Source organism: Pseudomonas sp. PDM31 (assembly GCF_019218965.1).
Lineage (GTDB): Bacteria > Pseudomonadota > Gammaproteobacteria > Pseudomonadales > Pseudomonadaceae > Aquipseudomonas.
The window spans coordinates 237,936-264,061 of record NZ_JAHUWS010000002.1 but is presented as its reverse complement, the minus strand read 5'-3'; the positions used below and the strand labels follow the sequence as shown (position 1 = coordinate 264,061).

Below are 26,126 nucleotides of genomic sequence, written 5' to 3'. Positions count from 1 at the left end.
ACGACCGAAGGCTCTGCATGGCGTGGTATCGAAGGCTTGCAGGCGTTTGTCACACCGTGTGTTTGGGCGCATCCGCACCACTGCGTTACAATCCTGCGCCTTTGCTGCCTGTCGGCTTTAATTCATTGATAGCGGATCCCCGGAACCTCGGTTCTGCGCCCATCTGCACTGCGAGGTACCCCATGGTGCACAGCATGACCGCCTTCGCCCGCGTCGAAAAAGCCGGCGCCCAGGGCACCCTGAGCTGGGAACTGCGCTCGGTCAACAGCCGCTACCTGGAACCCCACCTGCGCCTGCCGGAAACTTTTCGCGACCTCGAAGGCGCAGTCCGCGAGGCCCTGCGCCAGGGCCTATCCCGGGGCAAGCTGGAATGCACGCTGCGGTTTACCGAGGAAAGCACCGGCAAGTCCCTGCAAGTGGACCGCGAGCGTGCCGCCCAACTGGTCGCCGCCGCCGAGACCATCGCCAGCCTGATCAAGAATCCCGCCGCCCTCAACCCGCTGGAAGTGCTGGGCTGGCCCGGCGTGCTGGTAGGTGACGCCAGCGATCCACAAGCCCTGAATGCCGAAGCCCTCGCGCTGTTCAACCAGGGCCTCAAGGAGCTCAAGGCCGGCCGAGAGCGTGAAGGTGCCGAGCTGGCACGGCTGATCAACGAGCGTTTGACCTCCATAGAAGACGACGTGGTGACCTTGCGCGAACTGGTCCCGCAGATGCTCGCCACCCAGCGCCAGAAAGTCCTCGACCGCTTCGCCGACATGAAGGCGGAGATGGATCCGCAGCGCCTGGAGCAGGAAATGGTCATGCTCGCGCAAAAAAGCGACGTCGCCGAAGAACTGGATCGCCTGAGCACCCACATCATCGAAGTTCGCCGGGTGCTCAAGTCCGGCGGTGCCGCCGGACGGCGTCTGGACTTCCTGATGCAGGAGCTCAACCGCGAAGCCAACACACTGGGCTCCAAAGCCTTCGACCCGCGCAGCACCCAGGCTGCGGTCAACCTCAAGGTGTTGATCGAGCAGATGCGCGAACAAGTGCAGAATATTGAGTAAGGCTACCCTGACATGACCCACAGCACCGGCACCCTGTACATCATTTCCGCCCCTTCGGGCGCGGGCAAAAGCAGCCTGGTCAAAGCCCTGACCGACGCCGATCCGGAGATTCGCGTCTCTGTCTCCCACACCACCCGCGCCATGCGCCCTGGTGAAGTGAACGGCGTGAACTACCACTTCGTCGAACGCAGCGAGTTCGTGAAGATGATCGAACACGGGGACTTCCTCGAGCGCGCCGAAGTTTTCGGCAACCTCTACGGCACCTCGCAAAGCCACCTGCAGCAGACCCTGGACGAAGGCCACGACCTGATCCTGGAAATCGACTGGCAGGGCGCCGAACAAGTGCGCAAGCTGATGCCGCAAGCCCGCTCGGTCTTCATTCTGCCGCCGTCGCTTGAGGCCTTGCACCAGCGCCTGACCAACCGAGGCCAGGACAGCGACGAGATCATCGACGGCCGGATGCGCGAAGCAGTCAGCGAAATGAGCCACTACGTCGACTATGACTACCTGATCATCAACGATGATTTCGCCCACGCTTTGCGCGACCTGCAGGCAATTTTCCGCGCCAATCAGCTCCAACAGAAGCGCCAGCAGCAACGTTTTGGCAAATTACTGGCTGAGTTGCTCGGTTAAAGAGCACTTCCCAAAACAGCTGCAAGGGCTTTACATTGGCACTTGCAGCGCGTTGAAGGGCTTGGTCAAAAAATCAGCGCTTCCCTAATCGCTGGTGATTTTTTAAACTGTTCAGTCCGCTCGCCCATCCGGGCAGCGCGCATATTGCATTTGCTACGAGGAAGACCATGGCCCGCGTAACCGTTGAAGACTGCCTAGAACACGTGGATAACCGCTTTGAGCTGGTCATGCTCTCTACCAAGCGTGCCCGTCAATTGGCCACCGGCGGCAAAGAGCCGAAAGTAGCATGGGAAAACGACAAACCTACCGTTGTTGCCCTGCGTGAAATCGCTGAAGGCCTGATCGACTACGCAGCTATCGCCGAAGCCGAAATCGTTGAAGATGAACCGCTTTTTGCTGCATTCGAGGACGAGTCCAACGAGGCCGTCTAAGCCTATGCCTGGTCGACGTAGCACGGCACGGGATCACAGCTTGCGGCAGGAGACATCATGCCGAGCATAGACGCCCTCGCCGATCGCTTATCGACCTACCTCGGCAACGACCAGGTCAACCTGGTCCGCCGAGCGTATTTCTACGCCGAACAAGCACACGACGGCCAACGCCGCCGTAGCGGTGAGGCGTACGTCACGCACCCACTTGCGGTTGCGAATATTCTTGCCGAAATGCATATGGACCATCAGAGCCTGATGGCTGCCATGCTGCATGACGTGATCGAAGACACCGGTATTGCCAAGGAAGCGCTGCAAGCGCAGTTCGGTGAAACCGTGGCCGAACTGGTCGACGGGGTCAGCAAACTGACCCAGATGAACTTCGAGACCAAAGCCGAAGCCCAGGCCGAAAACTTCCAGAAAATGGCCATGGCCATGGCACGCGACATTCGCGTGATCCTGGTCAAGCTTGCCGACCGCCTGCACAACATGCGCACGCTGGAAGTCCTGTCCGGTGAAAAGCGCCGGCGGATCGCCAAGGAAACCCTGGAAATCTATGCGCCCATCGCCAATCGGCTGGGCATGCACGCCATCCGCATAGAATTCGAAGACCTCGGCTTCAAGGCCATGCACCCGATGCGTTCCGCGCGGATAAACCAGGCCGTCAAACGTGCCCGGGGCAACCGCAAGGAAATCGTCAACAAGATCGAAGAGTCCCTCAGCCACTGCCTGGCCGTCGACGGCATTCAGGGCGAGGTCAGCGGTCGGCAGAAACACCTCTACGGCATCTACAAGAAAATGCGCGGCAAACGTCGGGCCTTCAACGAGATCATGGACGTCTACGCGTTCCGGATCATCGTCGACAAGGTCGATACCTGCTATCGCGTGCTGGGTGCTGTACATAATTTGTACAAACCGCTGCCAGGGCGCTTCAAGGATTACATCGCGATCCCCAAGGCCAACGGCTATCAGTCGCTGCACACCACGCTGTTCGGCATGCACGGTGTTCCGATCGAGATCCAGATCCGCACCCGTGAAATGGAAGAGATGGCCAACAACGGCATCGCTGCCCATTGGCTGTACAAGTCCAGCGGCGACGAGCAGCCAAAAGGCACTCACGCCCGTGCTCGCCAGTGGGTCAAGGGCGTGCTGGAAATGCAGCAACGCGCCGGCAACTCCCTGGAGTTCATCGAAAGCGTGAAGATCGACCTGTTCCCGGACGAGGTCTACGTGTTTACGCCCAAGGGCCGGATCATGGAGCTGCCCAAAGGCTCCACGGCGGTCGACTTCGCTTACGCGGTGCACACCGATGTCGGCAACAGCTGCATTGCCTGCCGGATCAATCGTCGTCTCGCACCGCTGTCCGAACCGCTGCAAAGCGGCTCCACGGTCGAGATTGTCAGTGCCCCTGGCGCGCGGCCGAACCCGGCGTGGCTGAACTTCGTGGTTACCGGCAAGGCGCGAACCCACATCCGCCATGCGCTGAAACTGCAGCGCCGCTCGGAATCCATCAGCCTCGGCGAGCGCCTGCTGAACAAAGTCCTCAACGGTTTCGACAGCTCGCTGGAAAAAATCCCCGCCGAGCGCATCAAGGCGATGCTTGCCGAATATCGCCTCGAACTGGCCGAAGACCTGCTCGAAGATATCGGCCTGGGCAATCGCATGGCTTATGTTGTCGCCCGCCGCCTGCTCGGCGAAGGCGAACAGCTGCCAAGTCCCGAAGGCCCGCTGGCGATTCGCGGCACCGAAGGCCTGGTACTCAGCTACGCCAAGTGCTGCACGCCAATCCCGGGGGACCCGATTGTCGGCCACCTGTCCGCGGGCAAAGGCATGGTCGTGCACCTGGACAACTGCCGCAACATCACCGAAATCCGCCACAACCCGGAAAAATGCATCCAGCTCTCATGGGCCAAGGATGTCACCGGAGAATTCAACGTCGAACTGCGTGTCGAGCTGGAACATCAGCGCGGCCTGATCGCCCTGCTGGCCAGCAGCGTCAACGCGGCCGACGGCAATATCGAGAAAATCAGCATGGACGAACGCGATGGTCGCATCAGCGTGGTCCAACTGGTAGTCAGCGTACACGACCGCGTGCACCTGGCCCGCGTGATCAAAAAACTGCGCGCGCTGACCGGGGTGATTCGCATCACCCGCATGCGTGCATGAAGCCCATCCTCACAAGGAGTCATTCATGACCAAGACTGTTATCACCAGCGACAAGGCCCCGGCCGCCATCGGCACCTACTCCCAGGCGATCAAGGCTGGCAATACCGTCTACATGTCGGGTCAAATTCCTCTGGACCCAAAAACCATGGAACTGGTTGAAGGCTTCGAAGCCCAGACCGTCCAGGTGTTCGAGAACCTCAAGGCCGTGGCTGAAGCCGCCGGCGGTTCGTTCAAGGACATCGTCAAACTGAACATCTTCCTCACCGACCTGAGCCACTTCGCCAAGGTCAACGAGATCATGGGCAAATACTTCGACCAGCCTTACCCTGCCCGCGCCGCCATCGGCGTAGCAGCCCTGCCAAAGGGTTCGCAGGTTGAAATGGATGCCATCCTGGTCATCGAGTAATGCGTCTGGCGCAGCTTCAGGCTGCGCCGACTGCTCAGCAGTAAAGAAAGCCTGAAAGGATTCCACCATGCGCAATGCGCTTGTTCTCTCGCTGCTTGCCCTGTTCCTGGGCGGATGTGCCAGCGACCCTGCCGACCGAGATATCAGCGGCACCTGGATCAATCAGGTGGCGATCGACGCCGCCTCCAAAGGCGGCCCCCTGCGTGAAGCGCTCCAGGCCTATGGTCCGAACCTGGAATGGGACATCAATACAAAGGCCGGTCAGGCCCGCTACACCAATGGTTTTGAAAACGTCGACGGCAAGCTGCTGGGCGAGGAGTCCGGTGCCTGGAAAGTCGATTTTTATGGCAGTTCCGGCAGTGAACTGAAGCGTGATGGCAAACAATTGAGCCAGGCCGCTACCGAAAACGAATCTGCCCAGCTCTTCGATCGCTCATCGATTCCGGTGCCGGAGGGCGCTCCGATTGGCGCAACTTTCGAGCGTGCGCTGTATTCGACCTACATGGGCGGTAGCTGGAAAGTCATCAGCGGCCCGGGCGAAGGCAGCACTGTACAGTTCCAGCCCGACGGCCAGGTGTCCGGCCTGCCGGGAGCCGATCGCTATGCCCTGTGCCTGGCGGGCGACTGCGCATCGATGAGCGGCGGTAACGACAACATGTGGCTGCAACTCAACGGGCAAGGCAATGCCTGGATTTTTGCGCGCAAAGGCAAAGAGCTGGAAATTTTCCAGACAGTGAACACCGCGCAGGCAGACGAAATGCCGCAGTTCACGCCGGGTGACCGCAAGTGGTTGCTGGAACAACAATAAACAGCGCATAACCCGTGTGGGAGCGGGCTTGCTCGCGAAAGCGGTGTGTCAGACGACATTATTCTCGACTGTCACACCGCTTTCGCGAGCAAGCCCGCTCCCACATTTGGTTTGTGGTGACTGGGAGTCAGCAGCGCCCCTCCAGAATCGCCGCGTAACCCTCGCGGAAACTTGGATACTTCGGGGCCCAGCCCAAGGCTTTTGCCCGAGCATTGCTGCAACGCTTGCTCCCGGTGCGTCGCACGCTGGCATCCTCCGCCCACTCGGTCACGCCCAGATACTCGCGCAACCAACCCACTACGTCTGCCAGGGCTGCCGGGGCGTCATCGACGCCAATGTAGACATCTTCCAACGCCACACCACGCCGATCCGCCTCAAGCAGGTACGCCATCAACCCTGCGGCGTCATCGGCATGAATACGGTTGGCGTACAGCGGCGGCTCGACCACTACGCGATAACCCCGGCGTACCTGTGTCAGCAACCACTCACGGCCCGGGCCGTAGATACCGGTCAAACGCACAATGCTGGCAGGTATGCCGCTATTGAGCGCAACCTGCTCGGCTTCGAGCATCACACGCCCTGAGTAGCCCGCCGCCACGGCCGTCGACGCCTCGTCGACCCACTCGCCATCCTGCTGGCCGTAAACACTGCTGCTGGAGACGAACAGAAGACGATTGGGCACCTGCCCATAGTCATTCAGCCAGCCCAACACATGCTGCAAACCTTCTACATAAGCGGCACGGTAACCGTCTTCATCGTGATCGGTTGCGGCGGCGCAATACACCAGGTAGTCCACCGCACCCACCGGCCAGGTCGGCGGACAGTCTTCTTTGAACAGGTCGCCAGCCACACCGACAACACCCTTGGGCAGGCGTGAAACATCGCGCCGCAGGCCATGAACCTCCCACCCCGCAGCCAGCAATTGCGTAGCCAGACGGCTGCCTACGTCACCGCAACCGGCGATCAAAACAGAGGGGACAGACATTGAAATACTCCCATCGGAAAGCAACAGACTAGCGCCGACAATAGACGAGCGGCTAGCAATGCGGGAAAAAAAGAGATGCTATTGCTTCTGTTAACAAGAATTAATTGCAATAATGCCGACCACTTTTGTTCTCGGCCCTTCGAGGCCTGGAAGAACATCACCCTTTTTTACTCTCAGGTCCGGCCAGCATGACACGCAATCAACTCCCCGCTTCGCCTACCAAACGACCTCGCGCCTGGAGCGCCGTGGCCGCCCTGCTCCTCAGCATGATACTGGCACCCGCTGCCGCGTTCGCTGATGCCCAGGCACCCGCCACTCCGACAGCCGCCGCAACGCCTGCACCGGCAGATCAAGCTGCCCCGGTCGCGGCACCGGCCGCCTCTGACCCGGCACCGGCTGTCGACACCCTTGGCGAAGACGTTCCTGAAGTCCTCGAAGCCGACAACACCCTGGGCATGGCCCATGATCTGTCGCCGTGGGGCATGTACCAGAACGCCGACATCATCGTGAAAATCGTGATGATCGGACTGGCCATCGCCTCCGTCATTACCTGGACCATCTGGATCGCCAAAGGCTTCGAGTTGATTGGCGCCAAGCGTCGTCTGCGCGTTGAAATCGCTCACCTGAAAAAGGCTGCCTCCCTCAAGGAAGCCAGCACCACGGCGACCAAGGAAGGCACTCTGGCCAACCTGCTGGTGCACGACGCCCTCGAAGAGATGCGCCTGTCGGCCAACAGCCGCGAGAAAGAAGGTATCAAGGAGCGTGTCAGCTTTCGCCTCGAGCGTCTGGTTGCAGCCTGCGGTCGCAACATGAGCAGCGGCACCGGCGTACTGGCCACTATCGGTTCCACCGCGCCATTCGTCGGCCTGTTCGGTACCGTATGGGGCATCATGAACAGCTTCATCGGCATCGCCAAGACCCAGACCACCAACCTCGCCGTCGTGGCTCCCGGTATCGCCGAAGCCCTGCTGGCCACCGCGCTGGGTCTGGTTGCAGCGATTCCTGCCGTGGTGATCTACAACGTCTTCGCTCGCTCCATTGCCGGTTACAAAGCCCAGGTGTCCGACGCGTCGGCGCAGGTCCTGCTGCTGGTCAGCCGCGACCTCGACCACCAGCCTGAGCGCAGCTCGCAACCGCACATGGTGAAAGTGGGGTAATCGGCCATGGGCCTGCATTTGAAAGAAGGGGCAGACGACGATCTGGCCGAGAACCATGAAATCAACGTCACGCCGTTCATCGACGTGATGCTGGTGCTGTTGATCATATTCATGGTGGCGGCTCCGCTGGCTACTGTGGACATCAAGGTCGATCTGCCCGCGTCCACCGCCAAACCGGCGCCGCGTCCGGAGAAACCGGTGTTCCTCAGCGTCAAGGCTGACCAGCGCCTGTTCCTCGGCGAAGAGGAAGTGAAGGCTGAAGCCCTCGGCGCCACCCTCGACGCCAGGACTCAAGGCAAAAAAGACACGACGATCTTTTTCCAGGCCGACAAAGGCGTGGATTACGGCGACCTGATGAGCGTGATGGACAACCTGCGTTCCGCCGGCTACCTGAAGGTCGGCCTGGTTGGACTTGAGACGGCAGCCAAGAAATGATCACGACGCGCCATAAGCTGACGCGTTACAGCGGTAGCCTGGCCGTGGTGCTGGGCGTTCACGCGCTGGCCATCGCGCTGGCGCTGAACTGGTCTGCCCGCCCGCCCATCGAGTTGCCCCCACAGGCAATGATGGTCGAATTGGCGCCGGTTCCTGCCCCACCACCGCCTGCTCCGCCGAAGGTCGTCACACCGCCACAGCCCCCGGCTCCGGTTGAAGAACTGCCGATTCCGAAGCTTGCCGAAGCGCCGAAAGCTGAAATTGCCGTGCCCAAGCCGGTCAAACCCAAGCCAAAGCCGCAACCGCCCAAGCCGGTAGAAAAAAAACCTGACCCACCGAAGGAAAAACCGGCCGAAGAGAAACCTGCCGAAACGCAGCAGACTCAGGCACCGACGCAGAAATCCGCGCAGCCGGCACCAGGCCCTTCGCCTGCTCAACTGGCGGCCAAGGCCAGTTGGCAAGGCACGCTGCTGGCACACCTGCAGAAGTACAAAAAGTACCCTGCAAGTGCCCGGTCACGGAGCAAGGAAGGCACGAACCGTCTTCGTTTCGTCGTGGATGCTGAAGGTAATGTGTTGTCGTTTGAACTGGTAAGCGCCTCTGGCACTGCCGATCTGGACCGGGCCACCCTGGAAATGATCCGCCGCGCCCAGCCGCTGCCCAAGCCACCGGCCGACATGCTGAACAACGGTTCCATCGAAATCGTTGCACCTTTTGTTTATTCGCTGGAAAAACACCGGCGGTAAAGCACCGCCGAACCACTATGGGAGCGAGCTCGCTCGCGAAGGTCGTCAACGATAACGCGGCGAGCCTGACACCCCACGGCGGTCTCAGGTTCTTCGCGAGCGAGCTTGCCCCTGCACACACCCAGTCTGATAACGTGCGTCTATCGATTGCAGCCGGTATGCTTGGCCCGCAACCACATGGACGCTTGCTATGACCCTCACAGAATTACGCTACATCGTTACCCTCGCCCAAGAGCAGCACTTCGGCCACGCGGCCGAGCGTTGCCACGTCAGCCAGCCGACCCTGTCGGTGGGCGTGAAAAAGCTTGAAGACGAACTCGGTGTGCTGATTTTCGAGCGCAGCAAGAGCGCCGTGCGCCTGACCCCGGTCGGCGAAGGCATTGTTGCCCAGGCGCAAAAAGTCCTGGAACAGGCCCAGGGCATCCGCGAACTGGCCCAGGCCGGCAAGAACCAGCTGACCGCGCCACTGAAAGTCGGCGCGATCTACACCGTCGGCCCGTACCTGTTCCCGCACCTGATTCCGCAACTGCACCGGGTCGCCCCGCAGATGCCGTTGTACATCGAAGAAAACTTCACCCACGTGCTGCGCGACAAACTGCGCAACGGCGAACTCGACGCGATCATCATCGCCCTGCCGTTCAACGAAGCCGACGTGCTGACGCTGCAGCTCTACGACGAGCCGTTCTACGTGCTGATGCCAGCCCAGCACCCGTGGACGCAGAAAGAGTCCATTGACGCCAGCCTGCTCAACGACAAGAGCCTGCTGTTGCTAGGTGAAGGTCACTGCTTCCGCGATCAGGTGCTCGAAGCCTGCCCGACCTTGACCAAGGGCAACGACGGCGCCAGGCACACCACAGTCGAATCCAGCTCCCTGGAAACCATCCGCCACATGGTCGCCTCCGGCCTGGGCATCTCGATCCTGCCGTTGTCGGCGGTCGACAGCCATCACTACGCCCCTGGCGTGATCGAAGTGCGCCCGCTTTCCGCACCGGTGCCCTACCGCACCGTGGCCATCGCCTGGCGCGCGAGCTTTCCCCGGCCCAAGGCCATCGAAATCCTCGCCGACTCCATTCGCCTGTGTTCCGTGGCCAAGCCAGCGGCACAGGTCGCTGCGGGTTAAGTCACGGCCATGAGCGAGTTGTCGCAAGTGTCGGTGACGGCACTCAAGGGTGTCGGCGAAGCCATGGCCGAAAAGCTGGCCAAGGTCGGCCTGGAAAACCTCCAGGACGTGCTGTTTCACTTGCCGCTGCGCTATCAGGATCGCACCCGCGTGGTGCCCATCGGCGCGCTGAGGCCCGGTCAGGATGCGGTCATCGAAGGCACCGTCAGCGGTGCCGATGTGGTCATGGGTCGTCGTCGCAGCCTGGTTGTCCGGCTGCAAGATGGCACCGGCGGATTGAGCCTGCGCTTCTACCATTTCAGCAACGCGCAGAAAGAAGGCCTCAAGCGCGGCACGCGGATTCGCTGTTATGGCGAAGCGCGGCCCGGCGCCTCGGGGCTGGAGATCTACCACCCGGAATACCGCGCCATCACCGGCGACGAACCACCGCCGGTGGATGAAACCCTGACCCCGGTCTACCCGCTCACCGAAGGCCTTACCCAGCAGCGCCTGCGTCAGTTGTGCATGCAGACCCTGACCCTGCTTGGCCCCAGCAGCCTGCCCGACTGGCTGCCGACCGAGCTGGCCCGGGACTATCAACTGGCACCGCTGGCCGATGCGATCCGCTATTTGCACAACCCGCCCGCCGATGCCGACGTCGATGAACTGGCCCTGGGTCATCACTGGGCCCAGCACCGCCTGGCGTTCGAAGAACTGCTGACCCATCAACTGTCGCAACAACGCTTGCGCGAAAGCATGCGCTCCCTGCGTGCGCCGGCCATGCCCAAAGCCACGAAGCTGCCACCCAAATACCTGGCCAACCTCGGCTTCAGCCCGACGGGCGCCCAGCAACGGGTCGGCAACGAAATCGCCTATGACCTCAGCCAGCACGAGCCAATGCTGCGGCTGATCCAGGGTGACGTCGGCGCCGGTAAAACGGTGGTCGCTGCCCTCGCCGCGCTCCAGGCTCTGGAGGCTGGCTATCAGGTCGCGCTGATGGCGCCTACCGAGATTCTCGCCGAGCAGCACTTCATCACCTTCAAGCGCTGGCTCGAACCGCTGGGCATCGAAGTCGCGTGGCTGGCCGGCAAGCTCAAGGGCAAGAATCGTGTCGCCGCGCTGGAGCAGATCGCCAGCGGCACACCGATGGTGGTCGGCACCCACGCGCTGTTTCAGGACGAAGTGCAGTTCAAGAATCTGGCATTGGTGATCATCGACGAACAGCATCGCTTCGGCGTGCAGCAACGCCTGGCCCTGCGGCAGAAAGGCGTCGGCGGACGCATGTGCCCGCATCAGTTGATCATGACCGCCACGCCGATCCCACGGACGCTGGCGATGAGCGCCTACGCCGATCTCGACACCTCGATCCTCGACGAATTGCCACCCGGGCGAACCCCGGTGAACACAGTACTGATCACCGACACCCGCCGCGTCGAAGTCATCGAGCGGGTACGTGGTGCTTGCGCCGAAGGGCGACAGGCCTACTGGGTGTGCACGCTGATCGAAGAGTCCGAAGAACTGACCTGCCAGGCCGCGCAAAGCACTTACGAAGACCTCACCGCTGCCCTTGGCGAACTGAAGGTCGGGTTGATCCACGGGCGCATGAAGCCTGCGGAAAAAGCTGCGGTGATGGCCGAGTTCAAGGCCGGTAATCTGCAACTGCTGGTCGCGACCACCGTGATCGAAGTCGGTGTCGACGTACCCAACGCCAGCCTGATGATCATCGAGAACCCTGAACGCCTGGGTCTCGCACAACTTCACCAATTGCGCGGCCGGGTAGGCCGGGGCAGCGCAGCCAGCCATTGTGTGCTGCTCTACCATCCACCGCTGTCGCAGATCGGCCGCCAGCGCCTGGGCATCATGCGTGAAACCAACGACGGCTTTGTCATAGCGGAAAAGGATCTGGAACTGCGTGGCCCTGGCGAAATGCTCGGCACCCGTCAAACCGGCCTGCTGCAATTCAAGGTCGCCGACCTGATGCGTGACGCCGACCTGCTGCCCGCCGTGCGTGATGCCGCCCAAGCCTTGCTCGAACGCTGGCCAACCCACGTCAGCCCGTTACTAGACCGCTGGTTGCGCCATGGCCAGCAATACGGTCAAGTGTGATCCCCGTCGCAGTTTGTGACGCATCGCCCCAAGCAAGCTGGTTATACTTGCGCAATTGATTTGGTACGGATACGGAACATGACCGAAGTTGCCTTCGCACCCGACACCCCGCACGCTCCGTCGGTTATTCGGCTGATGCTTGGCAAATTGGGCATTACTTACGAAGAAGTGCTGGATCATCACGGCCTTAACCCTGCGCGCAAGATCCAGGCCGTCCTGCTGGATGACGCCGTCGGCGCATTGATGGTGTTGTTCCCCCAGAGCCAGTTGCTGGACCTCAATCGCCTCACCGAACTCACCGGTCGCCGCCTTACGGCCGTGCCGGGCGAACGCTTGGCAAAAATGCTCGGCAAGCACAACCTGAGCCTGCTGCCCGGTCTGCCGGCACTGACCACTTCACCGTGCCTGTACGAAGAATGCCTGCTGCGCGAGCCGAAGTTGCTGATCAACTCTGGCGAGCCGGGCGTCCTGCTGGAAATCGCCAGCGAAGACTTCAAGACCATGCTGACCAAGGCAAGCGCCGCCAACTTCGGCGAAACCCTGAGCAGCATCCGCCCGAACCTTGACCGACCCGACGATGACCGCGAGGAGATCACCCAGGCTGTTCAAGCGTTCACTGCACGACGCATCCAGCAGCGCCTGGAAGCCACCATCGAAATTCCGCCACTTGCCGAAACCGCGCAAAAGATCATCAAGCTGCGCGTAGACCCGAACGCCACCATCGACGACATTACCGGTGTGGTCGAGACCGACCCTGCGCTGGCGGCACAGGTTGTGAGCTGGGCGGCATCGCCCTACTACGCCTCACCCGGCAAGATTCGCTCGGTAGAAGACGCCATCGTGCGCGTGCTGGGCTTCGATCTGGTGATCAACCTGGCGCTGGGCCTGGCCTTGGGCAAAACCCTGAGCCTGCCCAAGGACCACCCGCAACACAGCACGCCGTACTGGCAGCAATCGATCTACACCGCCGCCGTCATCGAAGGCCTGACCCGTGCCATGCCACGCGCCCAGCGCCCGGAAGCCGGCCTGACCTACCTTGCCGGCCTGCTGCATAACTTCGGCTACCTGCTGCTGGCTCATGTGTTCCCGCCGCATTTTTCGCTGATCTGCCGCCACCTGGAGGTCAACCCGCATCTGTGCCACAGCTTCGTGGAACAACACCTGCTGGGCATCAGCCGTGAACAGATCGGCTCGTGGCTGATGCGCTACTGGGACATGCCCGAAGAACTGGCCACCGCGCTGCGCTTCCAGCACGACCCGCACTACGACGGTGAACACGCCGAGTACCCGAACCTGGTGTGCCTGTCCGTGCGCCTGCTGCGCAGCCGGGGCATTGGCTCCGGCCCGGATGAAGACATTCCTGAGGCGTTACTGGAACGAGTCGGTTTGACCCGCGATAAAGCCAATGATGTAGTCAGCAAAGTGCTCGAGGCTGAAGTGCTGTTACGGGAGCTGGCGTCGCAATTCAGCCAGACTTGAAAAACCATCGATTGATAGTTCATTACGGGGCTGCTTGAAACCCATAGTAAGTGTTCGTGATTAAAGACACCTTCATCACGAACACTTACTTGTCTAACGTTGAGCGGCACAAAACGCCTCAAGCCGACAACAGAATTGCACTCACTCAACTGCCTTCACTGGTTCATACTAAATAACGAAACACAGATCCTCTCGTTGTACCCCCGCCTTCCATCTGTGTTTCACTAACATACATATAATCATCCGACTTCAACGCTGCATCTCGAAAAGTATGGTTTCCTCCAACATCTGGACTTGGGTACTCAACCCAACCCTTGTCAGCGTACTTAAGATCAACATCTCCATTTGGAAGCAGGCGCGCTGTAATAGATGATCTCAATTCGCCCAAATCCTCGCCGCCCTGACCGGCAATAATCAGGTTGCTATCCGATTGCACCATACTTGTCCGCCACAACACGCCTGAGTCCAGGAATTTGGAGACCAACGGCGTTCCGCCGTTGAACAGCAAATTATAGCTTCCTTTTGGAGTTAGATGGACAACCAAGCCTCCGATCTGGTTATCCATTACATAGCCAGCCCCAATCAAACTATTATCGGACTTTACTGTGAAAGAACTTAGACGCACCAGCCTGTCATCGAGTGAAATCAAAACGGTACCGTTGTTTCTTTCGCCAAAACTTCTATCCAGATTTCCTAGCCGGTCATAGCGATTAAAATAACCTCCCAACTTCAAATCTTTGCGATAGTTACCACAAACTACCAGGTAATCATCCTGGAAACGCACGGCCATCACATTGGTCCAATCAAGGCCGTCCGGCAAATTGACCAGTAAATATCCTTTACAATTAAATGTGATGTCCAGGTTTCCCGTGGAGTCCAACTGAATCACGATACCTCGCGGAAACGGTGTTCCCTCAACACTGACCACGCTGCCTATGACAATTTTTCCATCCTGCTGTGTGGCAGAAATCGCACCATTGCCACCATCGTTATCCATGATGTCAGTTGGCGCTTGATCAGATGATAGTAAAGTTGCCCCCTTAACAAGATCATCAACGTCGATAAGCGTTAAGCCCGGTGTTGAAGCTGCACCGTATGTCGGATCTAGCGAGCCATCTGCCTGGAATTTGGCAACAGCCAGAGACAGTCCTTTTTCGGTTGACGCAGTACCTGCAATCAACCAGCCCCCGCTTGTTAGCAAAAGCACGGTATTCGGGTAAAAAGTGAGCGGCTGAGAAAAAGATATATCTTTTATTCCCCCACTACCGAATACAGGATCAAGGCTCCCATCTTCCTTAAATACAGCCAAACCTAAAGCTACATCGTCGAATGGCGGATATACCAAGGTTACAAGCACCCTCTTATCCGGAAGAATAGTAACGGTCCTATTGAGTCCTTCGCTACCTGGAAGCGGAAAGAAGGCAAATCCTCGTTGACCAAAACCAGGATCGATAGTGCCTGGTGCACGCGTAGTTTGAGTCATGATTATGTTCCCTGTAATCGACTGAGTTAAAAACCAACAGTCGAAGTGAAACACACCACTCAAGCTAACGTAACTGTCAGAAATTACAGTTATTAAGAAGCCTTTCAAATACAGGTGCTGAGACTGTATTTCAGCATATTGAAGACTTGTTCGAAGTTTCCCTAAAAGCGCCGCGGGCGAGCCCCACTCCAGTAGGAAAAAGATTCGCCCACGATAGATTCACCCCGGTCTATCTCAGAAGCCTCAAACCCTCGCCTTTGCCTTCTTCGGCTTCAAATACTTGGTCAACCCCTGGAACCAGATCACCAGTGCCGGGTTGCCCTTGATCTGAATCGACTTGTCCTGAATCCCGGTCATGAAGGCCAACTGCTTGTTCTTCGCCTGCATCGTGGCAAAGCCATAGGCGGCATCTTTAAAGGCAATCGCAAACGCAGGCTCGGCATGCACACCCGATTGGCTGGTAATGCGCTGGTCCTTCACGCGGAAATGCCGCGCCACTTTCCCGTCCAGGGTCTGCAACTGAAACACCAGGTCCTTGTCACCCAACTGCTGCTGAAAGGCCGGATTGGTCCGGCTGGCCTTGCCCATCAACAAACCCAGCATCCACAGCAGAAAACGAAACTTCATGCGCACAGCCTCGAAAGAAAAATGAACGGCGGGAGCAGTGTAACGGCAAAAACAAAGAACACCACTATCTGCATTATTTAGCAGGAGATGTTGTCGTTTTTGACGCTGATGACTACCAAGTCATTAACGAAGGTTGTTACATGAGAGGTGTCGCGAGGCTGTGCTTTCCTACTCGCTCACGCATTTTCAGAAACACCGGTATTGTCCAGAACCCGATTCACTGCCAACTGACCCAGCATGATGATTTGTTGAAGCGCCAGCATTGTTTTGCGGTGTGAGCCCTCCAGAACCCCGACAAAATCACCCGCCATCACCCTCGCCGATTCCAGCGACTCAGACGCGTGCGCCAACAGCGTCTCGTTGTTGATGTCAGGCGCAATAGTAAAGATCGAGCCGGGTATGATCTGCGCCTTAACGGGAACGGGATTGAGGTAATAGTTCAGCGCACGGTCAGCAGCATCGTGCAGTTTTCTCGAAGTAGCGCAGACATACGGGGAAATGCTGTCGGCTTCTGATTCAGAAGGTATGTCGGTGATACTGACCATAGTGATTCCGTCATGTAAGTGTGGAGCTATCACGCTAACCCTCACACTTCCGAAGGCCAACCCTAAAAAAGCGTCGGATGATTCGTCGATTTTTTGAACGCTTTCATCATGGGGCGGACACTTTTCTTTCAAATATTAAACGCTATTCAACATTCGCCTGCCGATGCCCCTTCCAGCTTAATGAGCCGTGCGCAGAAATGCTGTCGTGTCCAGCGCACGGTTTATGTCCGCTCAAGCCCGGAGAGCTGCTAACCGCTATACGGTCACCGTGTAGCGATAAGTCACATTGGTCTGCCGCCCAGGAAACGCCAGTATCACTTCGGACGGGCCAAGGGTGGAGGTCGGCAAATGCACATAGCGCAGGTTCGCATCCAGGTACGCATCTGGATTGCCGTGGATTTCGACACCGCCCGCTTGATACAGGACGTCACACGGAGTTTGGGCCTGCACAAATATTTCCGGCAGCCTGATGGGCAATGAACTGTTTTGCCGCACATCGCCCAACTCAAAAACCCCCAAGGCTTGGTTGATGAAATACATGAAGGCGGTCGAAGGCAGGGCATTCAAGACGGTCAGGTCTTCAAATCCGTTGCTCTGAACCAATAGCTGTTTGAGAGCGGTTAGCCGAGCAAAGGTATCCGGCAATTTTCCGCACAGGTTGCTGTTATTGCCCACGTCGAAGCGCTCCAGTTTCGTCAGGTTACCGATCGACTCCGGAATACCGCCTCTCATAATGCCTACCGGAAACTGACCACTGAGGTTCAGGTTGGTCAGGCTGGTGAGATTTCCGATCCAGTATGGAATTGACTGGAGTGAGCAGTTGCCGATGTACAACGACGTCAATTTTGCCAACGTCCCGAAGTCTTTGGGCAAGCGAGTGATCACTTGCTTTTCTATCATCACGTCCTGCAAGTTGCGCAGATGTCCAATGCCTCCCAGGTTGGTAAACTTTACCGGACTCCCACTCAACACTCTCAACACCGTCACTTTATCAAGCATGTCCTGTGTCACTGTGTCTTCGACAGTTACAGGCTTGCCCGCGGCAGCTGAAATATGTTCGGCCGCCACCTGCGCAAATCTGATATCGGCAAAGAGAGTCTTGATCTGCGCCGGGATTGTCTGAGGGGTAACTGCATTTGCAATTACATTGTTCGAGGTCATTTCAGTCACTTATCGTTGGTAAGGGGACTCCTCTTATAAAGCATCAGTTGACCACTTTTAACTGTCAGAACTGACAGTTGCCAATACCCAATTGGAATAGTCCGAAGCGCCGGACAGCGGAGTGAACGGCCTGCGGCACTCTGCAAATTGCAAATTGCAAATTGCAAATTGCAAGGCTCCGCTGGTTGGCTCCCTTCCAATGCTTCCTTCTTCTCGTGGTCATGAATCCGACTATCCAAGTAGCAGGCTCAATACGAGCCTCTGCTGACTAATGACGCAACATTGTGAAATAGAAGAAGTTTCTGACTTTGACAGGGGTGTTTTCCTACATCAACGCTTCAAACATCTTGTTAGCGTATTTCAGCAATGGACGCTGGGATTATCAGTCCATCAATGGGGCGAACTGTCAGGGAGACACTCGAATGTTTTTATGGCAAATCGTGCCCACGTGGCACGAGATTGAAAACCGTATAACCCACGAAATGGGTTACCAGGGAGGATCTATCTTTCGCACGCAGTTCAACGAGCGTGCCCCCTCCCTCTCTCTCAATATCCGTCGTATCAACAGTGTCAGGTCCGCGTTCTACCAGGCCGAATTGGAGGCTGGTCGTTTATTGAGGCAGCGTTTCTCTGACCTCGACATCTCCAGCATCCTCAACGAGCTGATCGAAGTCGCCACTCAAATGGCAATGATCGTCGCGGGCAGTGTGATGACCGGAGGCGCAATAGGCGCAGGTGCAGGCGCGTTTTTCGGAGGAGCAGGCGCCATTCCCATGGGCGCAGCTGGCGCCGCCATGGGGTTACAAGTGAGCACGTGGATATTGGGGATACTCGGTCTGACGTCCATCGCTGAGTTTTTCGTCGAGGGATTGCCGCGCATTGGCGAGTATTACCTGACGGGCATCAACATCGCGTGGAAAGGCCCACGGGGCGAGGAAGGGTTGAACCCATTCAGCCGGGACGATCCTTTTGCCGGAGCAAGAGCAGCCCACCACATCGCACTGGGGCATGTTGAGGTTGTCGTCCTGCTGCTGGGAGCCATCGTCGCTTACATTACCCGTGGTCGAGGTAATGCAAATGTCCTCGCCCAGGAAATGCGAGAGAGCCGCAAAGGCGTGCGACTGGGCGCATGGATGCTCAAGCATGAAGAGTCACTGAAAAAACGACCAGACCTGCAAACCGCAGAGCCGCGCAGAGGGGCTATCGGCCGGCAAGAGCCTGCACCACCGACAAACCGTCCACCTGGAAAAGTTAAGGACTCGCCCCATAACAAACCGAACGCCATGCCGCTTCATACAGTCGAGTGTTTCAAAGCGGACAAGATGCCGGCGTCGAAAATCGGAGAATTCGAGCGGCAGTTGAAGGGACAAGAGGACGGGCTGAATCGGCTGACGGTTGATGAATATCTGGAGAATATAGCTAATCCGGTGAAGCGTAGTCGGACGGCGGCCAGGCAGGCCCGAAAGAATCTACAAGCCAAATTGCAAACACGATTTCAAAGGGAATATTCGAAAACGATGAGCCCCGGAATTGCGAAAGCAGAGAGTCTGAAAAAAGCCAAGGAAACGATGTCAAACCTTGCAGGACTGCATAATCCGGATTTGAGTGCAGGAGGTAAAGACATCATCGCGGATTTCGGGGATCGACAAGTCAACTCCAGCATTGGACCTCAGTGGGGACCAAAAATAACAAATTTGAAAAAGGCCGCTGAGACAGTGCCAACGACTTTACGCGGTGATACATATCTCAATGTCAAACTTCATAAATGCTAAGGAGAAACGTAATGGATGAAGTGTTTTCAATTTTTCTGGATACGTTTGGCAGTCCAGTTGATCGTCAGGAGGTCCCGGCGTCTAGTATCGAACGTTATAGGGACAAGCTACCCAATCAACTGCTGGAGTATTGGGCTGAACACGGCTGGTGCGGTTATGGTGATGGGATTTTTTGGATAGTGAACCCTCAGGAATACGATGGGGTGGTGGCGTCCTGGCTTGGAGGAACAACATTTGAAGATCGAGACGCTTACCACCTGATTGCTCGCAGCGCCTTTGGCGACTTGTACCTGTGGGGTGAAAAAACGGGTGCCTCTCTTAAAATAACCAGTGTGCTTTCTCGATGTATTATCGATAACTTCGAAATAGCAAGTGATGAAATGGACAGAGAGCTCCAAAATTTTCTTTTATCTACAGAAGTTGAATACAACGATTTCGAAGACCTGTTCCAACCCGCAAAGAAAAAGCTCGGCACCCTACGCCACGACGAAATGTACGGTTTCGTCCCAGCGCTGATGTTCGGCGGCCCGGACACCCTCGAACATCTGGAGAAGGTAAAGGCAGTGGAGCATCTGATCCTGCTGTCTCAGATCACCGAGCTTCAGCCCTATAGTTTTTCAGACCTTTGAAGGCAGATGTCCGGGGCAGATTTCCATGAAACCTGTTGATCCCACAAAAAATGGGCACCCAACCCTGGTTGGCGTGCCCATTTTTTTATTCCACTCCCCCACTAAGGGAGAGGTGAAAACCGCTTACGGATTAACGCTGTCCTTCAACGATTTACCTGGCTTGAAAGCCACGGTATTGCTGGCCTTGATTTTGACGGGCTCACCGGTTTGCGGGTTTTTGCCGGTGCGGGCGCCGCGATGGCGTTGCAGGAAGGTGCCGAAGCCCACCAGCGTCACGCTGTCCTTGCGATGCAGGGCGCCGGTGATTTCTTCGAGAACGGCGTTGAGAACGCGGTTGGCTTGTTCTTTGGTGAGGTCTGCTTTTTCAGCGATGGCTGCAGCGAGTTCTGGTTTACGCATATGAGTGAAGCCCCTTTGACGGTTTTTTGTTGTTATGTCCGTGCTGCTCTCTGCGAAGCAGCGCCCAAAGCGCCGCAGGTGCTCTACTCTGCGGCAGACGGGAGTGAGGATGGCACGCAGCGAGGAGCCGCGCCAGTGTCGGCGCGGCCAATGTAGGGGCAAAAGGGGGGTGAATCCGACAGAACGACCGGTATTTACGCCAGCAGTGCCGGAAGCTCTTTGTTCAGGGCCAGTTTTTCCATTACGGCCGCGCCCGTCAGGGCATAACCGAGCAGGTTGCCCGTCGCGTCGCGGCATAGAACCTTGATGTCGGCGCCCTGCCCTTCGACTGTCCAGACGCCTTCGGCACCCCGCGGTGGCGGCGAAACCACCAATGGGCAGACCGGCGTTTTGACGGTGATCGGCATTGGCCCATAGCTTACGACGGTCGGGTTGCCGGCCAGGGTTTGCGCCAGCGCCCTGGCACAGCTCATCAGGGGCATGACGTACAGAAGATTGAGGCCATCGACCTCGGCGCAATCACCCAGGGCGTAGATGTTGGCATGGGAGGTTTTCAGGTGACGGTCGACCACCACGCCACGATTAACCTGCAATCCAGCCGCTGCGGCGAGATCGATGCGCGGACGCAGGCCAATGGCCGAGACCACGACATCACACGCGATCACCTGACCATCGGACAGATGCGCTTCCAGGCCTTCTGCCACTCGTTGCAGGCGATTGAGCACCGGCCCCAGATGAAAGCGTGCACCCAGGCTTTCCAGGCCTGCCTGCACGGCAGCAGCGGCCGCCGGATGCAGCAGGGTCGGCATAACCTGTTCACATGGCGCAACCAGTTGCACCTCGTAGCCGCCCAGGGTCAGGTCGTTGGCGAACTCGCAGCCGATCAGGCCGGCTCCAAGCAGTAACACCCGACGCTTGCCGGCCGCAGCCGCGCGAAAGCGCGCGTAGTCTTCCAGATCGTTGATCGGAAACACGCAGTCCGCTGCGTCGCCTTCAATCGGAACCCGTACGGTTTCGGCGCCCCAGGCCAGGATCAGGTCGCGGTAGGTCACCGCTTCTTCACCAATCCATAGACGCTTGTGACCCGGGTCGATGCCGCTGATGCGCGTGTGGGTACGCACTTCGGCCTTCAATTGCTCGGCCATCGCGCCCGGTTCGGCCATGCTCAGGCCGTCGGCATCCTTGTTCTTGCCGAAGCCGGTGGAGAGCATCGGCTTGGAGTAGGAACGGCCGTCGTCGGCAGTAATCAGCAGCAGCGGGGTTTCGCTATCGAGCTTGCGAAACTCGCGGGCCAGGTTGTAGCCAGCCAGGCCGGTGCCTACGATTACGACAGGTGCGTTCATTCCTTACTCCTCTGGTTTTTTATTAGTTGATTTCGATCATTTCGAAATCCATTTTGCCCACACCGCAGTCCGGGCACAGCCAGTCTGCCGGGACATCTTCCCAACGGGTGCCCGGCACAATGCCGTCATCGGGCCAGCCGTCGGCTTCGTTATAGATCAGGCCACAGACGATACATTGCCACTTTTTCATTCAGATACTTCCTCAGGGGTCAGGCATTAGCAGGCTCAGACGGTCGATGGTGAAACGCTGCCATCCGGCTCAGGGCGTTTTGTACTGATCGGGCCCGCCAGTTGCAAGCACTGTTCGGCGCAACGGCGGGCCATTTCAATCAAAGTCGTCGACCGACATGTTAAGCTCGCCGCCTCATTTGCTGCCAATAATGACGCACTGTGCCGCACTCAAAACCCTCCTGCACGGCCCCGCTCTGGCTTCCCCGAAGCGAGCTGACGCCCCTCCCCGACCCGGCTGCCCTCGACTGGCTGTTCGATGAAGGCTCGCTGACCCGGCGCCTCATTCAGCTCTCCAATGATGCTTTCAGCGTCACACCCACGTTCGAAGGCTGGCAGTTACTGCGCGCTGACGAATGCGTGGCACTGGATCTGGCCGAAGGCAGCGAAGGCTGGGTACGCGAAGTGTATTTGCGCGGCCACGGCGAAGCCTGGGTGTTTGCCCGAAGTGTCGCTGCGCGCAGTGCACTGCAGGGCGATGGCTTGCATATGGACGAATTGGGCAGCCGCTCCCTGGGCGAGTTGCTGTTTTGCGACCACGCATTCCAGCGTCGGGACATCGAGGTTTGCCATTACCCTCAAGCCTGGCTGCCGACCGAGATACAGGCCGGCGGGCTGTGGGGCCGTCGCTCGCGCTTCGACCGCGGGGCCTTGAGCGTCCTGGTAGCCGAAGTATTCCTGCCAACCTTGTGGAATGCCGCTCGCGCCCATCCGGAGAAACCTTGATGTACCAGAGCCTGCTCAAGTCCCTGAACCGCCTGAATCCGCGAGCCTGGGACTTCATCCAGCTGACGCGCATGGACAAGCCGATCGGCATATACCTGCTGCTGTGGCCGACGCTGTGGGCGCTGTGGATTGCCGGCAAAGGCTCGCCGTCCCTGGCCAACGTGGTGATTTTCGTGCTCGGCGTGGTGCTGACCCGCGCTGGCGGCTGCGTGATCAACGACTGGGCCGATCGCAAGGTCGACGGCCACGTGAAGCGTACCGAGCAACGCCCGCTGGTGAGCGGCAAGATCAGTTCCAGAGAAGCCCTGGTGTTCTTTGCCTTGCTGATGGGGGTGAGTTTCCTGCTGGTGCTGTGTACCAACGCCGCGACCATCTGGCTGTCGCTGGGCGGGCTGGCGCTGGCGTTCAGCTACCCGTTCATGAAGCGCTACACCTATTACCCGCAAGTGGTGCTGGGCGCGGCGTTTTCCTGGGGGATGCCGATGGCGTTTACCGCCGAAACCGGTGAGCTACCGGCTGTCGCCTGGCTGCTGTGGATCGCCAACCTGATGTGGACAGTGGGTTACGACACCTATTACGCAATGACCGATCGCGACGATGACCTGAAGATCGGCGTGAAATCCACGGCCATCCTCTTTGGCGAGGCAGACCGGGTAATCATTCTGACCCTGCAGGGGCTGGCACTGGGTTGCCTGTTGCTGGCAGGCTCGAAATTCGAGCTGGGGATATGGTTCCACTTCGGGCTGCTGGTGGCCGCAGGTTGCTTCGCCTGGGAGTTCTGGTACACCCGCGGCAAGGACCGGATGCGCTGCTTCAAGGCGTTCTTGCACAACCACTGGGCCGGGTTGGCCATATTCGTGGGAATTGTGCTGGATTATGCGTTGCGCTGAGTTCAGGCCAGACTCGCTCCGACAGGTTGACCACACCGTACAGGAGGGATGTGAGCTTGTTCGCGAGAAAACGTTGACGCGCACGCCGCCTTCAAGTTCATCGCGAGCAAGCTCGCTCCTGCAGGATCCTTACATCTTCGGCCCGGAATTGGTGATGACGTGCCAAACGTCTTTCATCTTGTCGCCTTCCTTTTGCCCCGGGGCCTTGTCCTTGACGAAGTAGTACAGCGGCTTGCCGTCGTAAGCCCACTGCATCGAGCCATCGTCACGCTTGATGATGCTCCACTTGCCTTCAGCCTTGTCGTCGGCCTTGGCCATCAGCGGCGGCCAGTTTTCCGCGCATTGCCCGGTGCACACCGACTTGCCGCCGGTGTCTTTGTCGAACGTATACAGCGTCATGCCTTTGTGGTCGGTCATCACGCCATCTTTCATCATGGCCGGTTCGGCGGCGAACGCCATCGATGGCAGAATCAGGGCAGCTGCCAGCAGCAGGCCCTTGAAGGATTGCGAGTGCTGATACATGGAAACCTTCCTTTGGTGGTTGTCAGGATTCGGACTTAAAGCTTAGTTCAGGATCATGACAATCACCCGGCGACTAAAATACTGTCACACGACTGCAATAATTCCGTTATCTAATGCGGCGCAAGACAGTTAAATGACAAGAGGAGTAAGGCATGGTTGGCAGGAGCATTCTGATCGTCGACGACGAGGCGCCCATTCGCGAAATGATCGCCGTTGCGTTGGAAATGGCCGGCTATGAATGCCTGGAGGCGGAGAACTCCCAGCAGGCCCACGCCATCATCGTCGACCGCAAGCCCGACCTCATCCTGCTCGACTGGATGCTGCCCGGCACCTCAGGTATCGAGTTGGCCCGCCGCCTCAAGCGTGATGAACTGACCGGTGACATTCCGATCATCATGCTCACGGCCAAAGGTGAAGAGGACAACAAGATCCAGGGCCTGGAAGTCGGCGCCGACGACTACATCACCAAACCTTTTTCCCCGCGCGAGCTGGTAGCACGCCTCAAAGCCGTGTTGCGCCGTGCCGGCCCGAGCGATGGCGAGGCGCCAATCGAAGTCGGCGGCCTGCTGCTCGACCCGATCAGCCACCGAGTGACCATCGATGGCAGTCCTGCCGAGATGGGCCCTACCGAATATCGTCTGCTGCAATTCTTCATGACTCACCAGGAACGCGCCTACACCCGTGGCCAGTTGCTGGATCAGGTCTGGGGCGGCAACGTGTATGTCGAAGAACGCACCGTCGACGTACACATTCGGCGCCTGCGCAAAGCCCTCGGTGATGCATACGAAAATCTGGTACAAACCGTGCGCGGTACCGGCTATCGGTTCTCGACCAAGGCCTGAATTGACCGCCAGACTCGCTGACAAGGACGCATATTTTCCGTGAATCAAAACTGGCATGGCACCCTGATTCGCCACATGCTGTTACTGGTTACCGCCTGCCTGGTGATCGGTCTGATTACCGGCTATTTCGGCTGGAGCCTTGCTGCAGGCCTGGGCCTTTACCTGGCCTGGACCCTCAAGCAGCTGCTGCGCCTGCATGAGTGGTTGCGCCTGCACAAACCCGATGAAGCCCCCCCCGATGGTTACGGCCTGTGGGGCGAGGTGTTCGACAGCATCTACCACCTGCAACGCCGCGACCAACGGGTGCGCGGGCGCCTGCAAGCGGTGATCGACCGGGTCCAGGAATCCACCGCCGCGCTGAAGGACGCGGTGATCATGCTCGACACCGACGGCAACCTGGAATGGTGGAACCGCGCCGCTGAAACCCTGCTGGGCCTCAAGACCCCGCAGGACAGCGGCCAGCCGGTGACCAACCTGGTGCGCCATCCGCGTTTCAAGGAATACTTCGAGCAGGACAACTACGCCGAGCCCCTCGAAATCCCTTCGCCGACCAACGATCGGGTACGCATTCAGTTGTATATCACCCGTTACGGCAACAACGAACACTTGATGCTGGTACGCGACGTGACGCGCATCCATCAGTTGGAGCAAATGCGCAAAGACTTCATTGCCAACGTTTCCCATGAGTTGCGTACACCGCTCACGGTGATCTGCGGCTACCTCGAAACCCTGCTCGACAACGTCGAGGAAGTGAACCCGCGCTGGAGCCGCGCCCTGCAACAAATGCAGCAGCAAGGTGGACGCATGCAGGCGCTGCTCAACGACTTGTTGCTGTTGGCCAAGCTTGAAGCTACCGATTACCCGTCGGACAACCAGCCAGTACCCATCGACGGATTGCTGCAATCGATCAAGAGCGACGCCCAGCAACTGTCCGGGCAGAAAAACCAGCACATCACCCTGGAGGCGGATCCAACGATTCTGCTCAAAGGCAGCGAAGCGGAACTGCGCAGCGCGTTCTCCAACCTGGTGTTCAACGCGGTGAAATACACCCCGGCCGAAGGCAACATCCGCATTCGCTGGTGGGGCGACAACCAGGGTGCGCACCTTAGCGTGCAGGATTCCGGGATCGGCATCGACAGCAAGCACCTGCCGCGCCTGACCGAACGCTTCTACCGCGTCGACTCCAGCCGCAACTCCAACACCGGCGGCACCGGCCTTGGCCTGGCGATCGTGAAACACGTGTTGCTACGTCATCGGGCGCGGATGGAAATCAGCAGCGTACCGGGCCACGGCAGTACGTTTACCTGCCATTTTGCCCCGGCCCAGGTCAGTAAATCCCGGGTTGTCGATACCGCAGACTGATACCGGCCAGCACGCGCCACTAGGCAACAGATCAGTCAGCCGCTACATTGGCTGACTTGTGCCTGCCTTTCAGGCGCGGCTTATTCTTCCCTTTCGAACACAC

General features: G+C 58.4%; 27 protein-coding genes. 18 read left to right on the top strand and 9 right to left on the bottom strand.

Going from position 1 to position 26,126, the window contains the following annotated elements; genetic code table 11:
* Positions 1 to 182: 182 nt before the first annotated feature.
* The 6 genes from KW839_RS04410 to KW839_RS04385 all read left to right on the top strand — a co-directional run bounded on the left by KW839_RS04410 (position 183) and on the right by KW839_RS04385 (position 5,487).
* Positions 183 to 1,046 carry a YicC/YloC family endoribonuclease gene (locus KW839_RS04410; protein ID WP_060540185.1) on the top strand — a complete coding sequence of 288 codons (864 nt, stop codon included), beginning with the start codon at positions 183 to 185 and terminating at the stop codon, positions 1,044 to 1,046.
* A gap of 12 nt (positions 1,047 to 1,058) precedes the next feature.
* Complete coding sequence (gmk, locus tag KW839_RS04405; RefSeq protein ID WP_060540186.1) at positions 1,059 to 1,679, top strand: guanylate kinase; 621 nt, start codon at positions 1,059 to 1,061, stop codon at positions 1,677 to 1,679.
* 167 nt (positions 1,680 to 1,846) lie between these two features.
* On the top strand, positions 1,847 to 2,110 hold the full coding sequence (gene rpoZ / locus KW839_RS04400; RefSeq protein WP_007921129.1) for a DNA-directed RNA polymerase subunit omega: 264 nt from the start codon (positions 1,847 to 1,849) through the stop codon (positions 2,108 to 2,110).
* A gap of 57 nt (positions 2,111 to 2,167) precedes the next feature.
* Positions 2,168 to 4,273, top strand: a complete 2,106-nt coding sequence (spoT, locus tag KW839_RS04395) for a bifunctional GTP diphosphokinase/guanosine-3',5'-bis pyrophosphate 3'-pyrophosphohydrolase (RefSeq protein ID WP_218423551.1) — start codon at positions 2,168 to 2,170, stop codon at positions 4,271 to 4,273.
* Positions 4,274 to 4,298: 25 nt separating this feature from the next.
* A complete protein-coding gene (locus KW839_RS04390) occupies positions 4,299 to 4,679 on the top strand; it encodes a RidA family protein (RefSeq protein ID WP_003229509.1) in 381 nt (126 codons plus the stop codon).
* 67 nt (positions 4,680 to 4,746) lie between these two features.
* Positions 4,747 to 5,487, top strand: a complete 741-nt coding sequence (locus KW839_RS04385) for a hypothetical protein (RefSeq protein WP_060540188.1) — start codon at positions 4,747 to 4,749, stop codon at positions 5,485 to 5,487.
* A gap of 127 nt (positions 5,488 to 5,614) precedes the next feature.
* On the opposite strand, the gene KW839_RS04380 is transcribed toward KW839_RS04385, so the two are convergent.
* Positions 5,615 to 6,472, bottom strand: coding sequence for an SDR family oxidoreductase (locus tag KW839_RS04380; RefSeq protein ID WP_218423550.1), 858 nt, complete (start codon positions 6,470 to 6,472; stop codon positions 5,615 to 5,617).
* A gap of 188 nt (positions 6,473 to 6,660) precedes the next feature.
* Between KW839_RS04380 and exbB the strand changes: the two genes are divergently transcribed.
* From exbB to KW839_RS04350, 6 genes are all read left to right on the top strand, one after another.
* A complete protein-coding gene (gene exbB, locus KW839_RS04375; protein ID WP_218423549.1) occupies positions 6,661 to 7,629 on the top strand; it encodes a tonB-system energizer ExbB in 969 nt (322 codons plus the stop codon).
* A gap of 6 nt (positions 7,630 to 7,635) precedes the next feature.
* Positions 7,636 to 8,064 carry a TonB system transport protein ExbD gene (exbD, locus tag KW839_RS04370; RefSeq protein ID WP_060540191.1) on the top strand — a complete coding sequence of 143 codons (429 nt, stop codon included), beginning with the start codon at positions 7,636 to 7,638 and terminating at the stop codon, positions 8,062 to 8,064.
* On the top strand, positions 8,061 to 8,810 hold the full coding sequence (locus KW839_RS04365) for an energy transducer TonB (protein ID WP_218423548.1): 750 nt from the start codon (positions 8,061 to 8,063) through the stop codon (positions 8,808 to 8,810). Before exbD ends, KW839_RS04365 begins: the two co-directional genes overlap by 4 nt.
* Positions 8,811 to 9,000: 190 nt before the next feature.
* On the top strand, positions 9,001 to 9,930 hold the full coding sequence (locus KW839_RS04360; RefSeq protein WP_060540193.1) for a hydrogen peroxide-inducible genes activator: 930 nt from the start codon (positions 9,001 to 9,003) through the stop codon (positions 9,928 to 9,930).
* Between the two features lie 9 nt (positions 9,931 to 9,939).
* A complete protein-coding gene (gene recG / locus KW839_RS04355; RefSeq protein ID WP_218423546.1) occupies positions 9,940 to 12,015 on the top strand; it encodes an ATP-dependent DNA helicase RecG in 2,076 nt (691 codons plus the stop codon).
* 78 nt (positions 12,016 to 12,093) lie between these two features.
* Positions 12,094 to 13,494 carry an aminoacyl-tRNA deacylase and HDOD domain-containing protein gene (locus KW839_RS04350; RefSeq protein ID WP_218423544.1) on the top strand — a complete coding sequence of 467 codons (1,401 nt, stop codon included), beginning with the start codon at positions 12,094 to 12,096 and terminating at the stop codon, positions 13,492 to 13,494.
* A 163-nt stretch (positions 13,495 to 13,657) separates the two neighbouring features.
* On the opposite strand, the gene KW839_RS04345 is transcribed toward KW839_RS04350, so the two are convergent.
* The 4 genes from KW839_RS04345 to KW839_RS04330 all read right to left on the bottom strand — a co-directional run bounded on the left by KW839_RS04345 (position 13,658) and on the right by KW839_RS04330 (position 17,310).
* Complete coding sequence (locus tag KW839_RS04345) at positions 13,658 to 14,977, bottom strand: hypothetical protein (protein ID WP_218423542.1); 1,320 nt, start codon at positions 14,975 to 14,977, stop codon at positions 13,658 to 13,660.
* Between the two features lie 243 nt (positions 14,978 to 15,220).
* Entirely contained in the window at positions 15,221 to 15,604 is a 384-nt protein-coding gene (locus tag KW839_RS04340; protein WP_218423540.1) for a helicase, read from the bottom strand.
* Between the two features lie 176 nt (positions 15,605 to 15,780).
* Entirely contained in the window at positions 15,781 to 16,149 is a 369-nt protein-coding gene (locus KW839_RS04335; protein ID WP_218423538.1) for a DUF6124 family protein, read from the bottom strand.
* Positions 16,150 to 16,404: 255 nt separating this feature from the next.
* Complete coding sequence (locus KW839_RS04330) at positions 16,405 to 17,310, bottom strand: leucine-rich repeat domain-containing protein (RefSeq protein ID WP_218423536.1); 906 nt, start codon at positions 17,308 to 17,310, stop codon at positions 16,405 to 16,407.
* A gap of 422 nt (positions 17,311 to 17,732) precedes the next feature.
* On the opposite strand from KW839_RS04330, the gene KW839_RS04325 reads away from it, so the two are divergent.
* Positions 17,733 to 19,082, top strand: coding sequence for a DUF6861 domain-containing protein (locus KW839_RS04325; RefSeq protein WP_218423534.1), 1,350 nt, complete (start codon positions 17,733 to 17,735; stop codon positions 19,080 to 19,082).
* A gap of 11 nt (positions 19,083 to 19,093) precedes the next feature.
* Complete coding sequence (locus tag KW839_RS04320; RefSeq protein ID WP_218423532.1) at positions 19,094 to 19,711, top strand: GAD-like domain-containing protein; 618 nt, start codon at positions 19,094 to 19,096, stop codon at positions 19,709 to 19,711.
* A 123-nt stretch (positions 19,712 to 19,834) separates the two neighbouring features.
* On the opposite strand, the gene KW839_RS04315 is transcribed toward KW839_RS04320, so the two are convergent.
* The 3 genes from KW839_RS04315 to KW839_RS04305 all read right to left on the bottom strand — a co-directional run bounded on the left by KW839_RS04315 (position 19,835) and on the right by KW839_RS04305 (position 21,643).
* Positions 19,835 to 20,110: an HU family DNA-binding protein gene (locus KW839_RS04315; protein ID WP_003213368.1), complete on the bottom strand. Its 276-nt coding sequence runs from the start codon at positions 20,108 to 20,110 to the stop codon at positions 19,835 to 19,837.
* A 194-nt stretch (positions 20,111 to 20,304) separates the two neighbouring features.
* Positions 20,305 to 21,453 (bottom strand): NAD(P)/FAD-dependent oxidoreductase, encoded by a 1,149-nt coding sequence (locus tag KW839_RS04310; protein WP_060540200.1) that lies wholly within the window; start codon positions 21,451 to 21,453, stop codon positions 20,305 to 20,307.
* Positions 21,454 to 21,475: 22 nt separating this feature from the next.
* Positions 21,476 to 21,643: a rubredoxin gene (locus KW839_RS04305; protein ID WP_160388651.1), complete on the bottom strand. Its 168-nt coding sequence runs from the start codon at positions 21,641 to 21,643 to the stop codon at positions 21,476 to 21,478.
* A gap of 200 nt (positions 21,644 to 21,843) precedes the next feature.
* Here KW839_RS04305 and KW839_RS04300 point away from each other — a divergent pair, with 200 nt between their 5' ends.
* Both KW839_RS04300 and ubiA read left to right on the top strand, forming a co-directional pair.
* A complete protein-coding gene (locus KW839_RS04300; protein WP_218423530.1) occupies positions 21,844 to 22,407 on the top strand; it encodes a chorismate lyase in 564 nt (187 codons plus the stop codon).
* Positions 22,407 to 23,297, top strand: coding sequence for a 4-hydroxybenzoate octaprenyltransferase (gene ubiA / locus KW839_RS04295; protein WP_060540202.1), 891 nt, complete (start codon positions 22,407 to 22,409; stop codon positions 23,295 to 23,297). Before KW839_RS04300 ends, ubiA begins: the two co-directional genes overlap by 1 nt.
* 129 nt (positions 23,298 to 23,426) lie before the next feature.
* Here the strand turns inward: ubiA and KW839_RS04290 are convergent, their stop codons facing one another.
* Complete coding sequence (locus KW839_RS04290; RefSeq protein WP_060540203.1) at positions 23,427 to 23,819, bottom strand: hypothetical protein; 393 nt, start codon at positions 23,817 to 23,819, stop codon at positions 23,427 to 23,429.
* 152 nt (positions 23,820 to 23,971) lie between these two features.
* Here KW839_RS04290 and phoB point away from each other — a divergent pair, with 152 nt between their 5' ends.
* Both phoB and phoR read left to right on the top strand, forming a co-directional pair.
* Positions 23,972 to 24,661: a phosphate regulon transcriptional regulator PhoB gene (phoB, locus tag KW839_RS04285; RefSeq protein ID WP_060540204.1), complete on the top strand. Its 690-nt coding sequence runs from the start codon at positions 23,972 to 23,974 to the stop codon at positions 24,659 to 24,661.
* A gap of 75 nt (positions 24,662 to 24,736) precedes the next feature.
* Complete coding sequence (phoR, locus tag KW839_RS04280) at positions 24,737 to 26,023, top strand: phosphate regulon sensor histidine kinase PhoR (RefSeq protein WP_256352531.1); 1,287 nt, start codon at positions 24,737 to 24,739, stop codon at positions 26,021 to 26,023.
* Positions 26,024 to 26,126 lie beyond the last annotated feature (103 nt).

What these genes read in the sequence shown, in the direction of transcription:
- KW839_RS04410 (WP_060540185.1), top strand. Translation starts at nt 183, where the DNA reads ATGGTGCACAGCATGACCGCCTTCGCCCGCGTCGAAAAAGCCGGCGCC.
- gmk (WP_060540186.1), top strand. Translation starts at nt 1,059, where the DNA reads ATGACCCACAGCACCGGCACCCTGTACATCATTTCCGCCCCTTCGGGC.
- rpoZ (WP_007921129.1), top strand. Translation starts at nt 1,847, where the DNA reads ATGGCCCGCGTAACCGTTGAAGACTGCCTAGAACACGTGGATAACCGC.
- spoT (WP_218423551.1), top strand. Translation starts at nt 2,168, where the DNA reads ATGCCGAGCATAGACGCCCTCGCCGATCGCTTATCGACCTACCTCGGC.
- KW839_RS04390 (WP_003229509.1), top strand. Translation starts at nt 4,299, where the DNA reads ATGACCAAGACTGTTATCACCAGCGACAAGGCCCCGGCCGCCATCGGC.
- KW839_RS04385 (WP_060540188.1), top strand. Translation starts at nt 4,747, where the DNA reads ATGCGCAATGCGCTTGTTCTCTCGCTGCTTGCCCTGTTCCTGGGCGGA.
- KW839_RS04380 (WP_218423550.1), bottom strand. Translation starts at nt 6,472, where the DNA reads ATGTCTGTCCCCTCTGTTTTGATCGCCGGTTGCGGTGACGTAGGCAGC.
- exbB (WP_218423549.1), top strand. Translation starts at nt 6,661, where the DNA reads ATGACACGCAATCAACTCCCCGCTTCGCCTACCAAACGACCTCGCGCC.
- exbD (WP_060540191.1), top strand. Translation starts at nt 7,636, where the DNA reads ATGGGCCTGCATTTGAAAGAAGGGGCAGACGACGATCTGGCCGAGAAC.
- KW839_RS04365 (WP_218423548.1), top strand. Translation starts at nt 8,061, where the DNA reads ATGATCACGACGCGCCATAAGCTGACGCGTTACAGCGGTAGCCTGGCC.
- KW839_RS04360 (WP_060540193.1), top strand. Translation starts at nt 9,001, where the DNA reads ATGACCCTCACAGAATTACGCTACATCGTTACCCTCGCCCAAGAGCAG.
- recG (WP_218423546.1), top strand. Translation starts at nt 9,940, where the DNA reads ATGAGCGAGTTGTCGCAAGTGTCGGTGACGGCACTCAAGGGTGTCGGC.
- KW839_RS04350 (WP_218423544.1), top strand. Translation starts at nt 12,094, where the DNA reads ATGACCGAAGTTGCCTTCGCACCCGACACCCCGCACGCTCCGTCGGTT.
- KW839_RS04345 (WP_218423542.1), bottom strand. Translation starts at nt 14,977, where the DNA reads ATGACTCAAACTACGCGTGCACCAGGCACTATCGATCCTGGTTTTGGT.
- KW839_RS04340 (WP_218423540.1), bottom strand. Translation starts at nt 15,604, where the DNA reads ATGAAGTTTCGTTTTCTGCTGTGGATGCTGGGTTTGTTGATGGGCAAG.
- KW839_RS04335 (WP_218423538.1), bottom strand. Translation starts at nt 16,149, where the DNA reads ATGGTCAGTATCACCGACATACCTTCTGAATCAGAAGCCGACAGCATT.
- KW839_RS04330 (WP_218423536.1), bottom strand. Translation starts at nt 17,310, where the DNA reads ATGACCTCGAACAATGTAATTGCAAATGCAGTTACCCCTCAGACAATC.
- KW839_RS04325 (WP_218423534.1), top strand. Translation starts at nt 17,733, where the DNA reads ATGTTTTTATGGCAAATCGTGCCCACGTGGCACGAGATTGAAAACCGT.
- KW839_RS04320 (WP_218423532.1), top strand. Translation starts at nt 19,094, where the DNA reads ATGGATGAAGTGTTTTCAATTTTTCTGGATACGTTTGGCAGTCCAGTT.
- KW839_RS04315 (WP_003213368.1), bottom strand. Translation starts at nt 20,110, where the DNA reads ATGCGTAAACCAGAACTCGCTGCAGCCATCGCTGAAAAAGCAGACCTC.
- KW839_RS04310 (WP_060540200.1), bottom strand. Translation starts at nt 21,453, where the DNA reads ATGAACGCACCTGTCGTAATCGTAGGCACCGGCCTGGCTGGCTACAAC.
- KW839_RS04305 (WP_160388651.1), bottom strand. Translation starts at nt 21,643, where the DNA reads ATGAAAAAGTGGCAATGTATCGTCTGTGGCCTGATCTATAACGAAGCC.
- ubiA (WP_060540202.1), top strand. Translation starts at nt 22,407, where the DNA reads ATGTACCAGAGCCTGCTCAAGTCCCTGAACCGCCTGAATCCGCGAGCC.
- KW839_RS04290 (WP_060540203.1), bottom strand. Translation starts at nt 23,819, where the DNA reads ATGTATCAGCACTCGCAATCCTTCAAGGGCCTGCTGCTGGCAGCTGCC.
- phoB (WP_060540204.1), top strand. Translation starts at nt 23,972, where the DNA reads ATGGTTGGCAGGAGCATTCTGATCGTCGACGACGAGGCGCCCATTCGC.
- phoR (WP_256352531.1), top strand. Translation starts at nt 24,737, where the DNA reads ATGCTGTTACTGGTTACCGCCTGCCTGGTGATCGGTCTGATTACCGGC.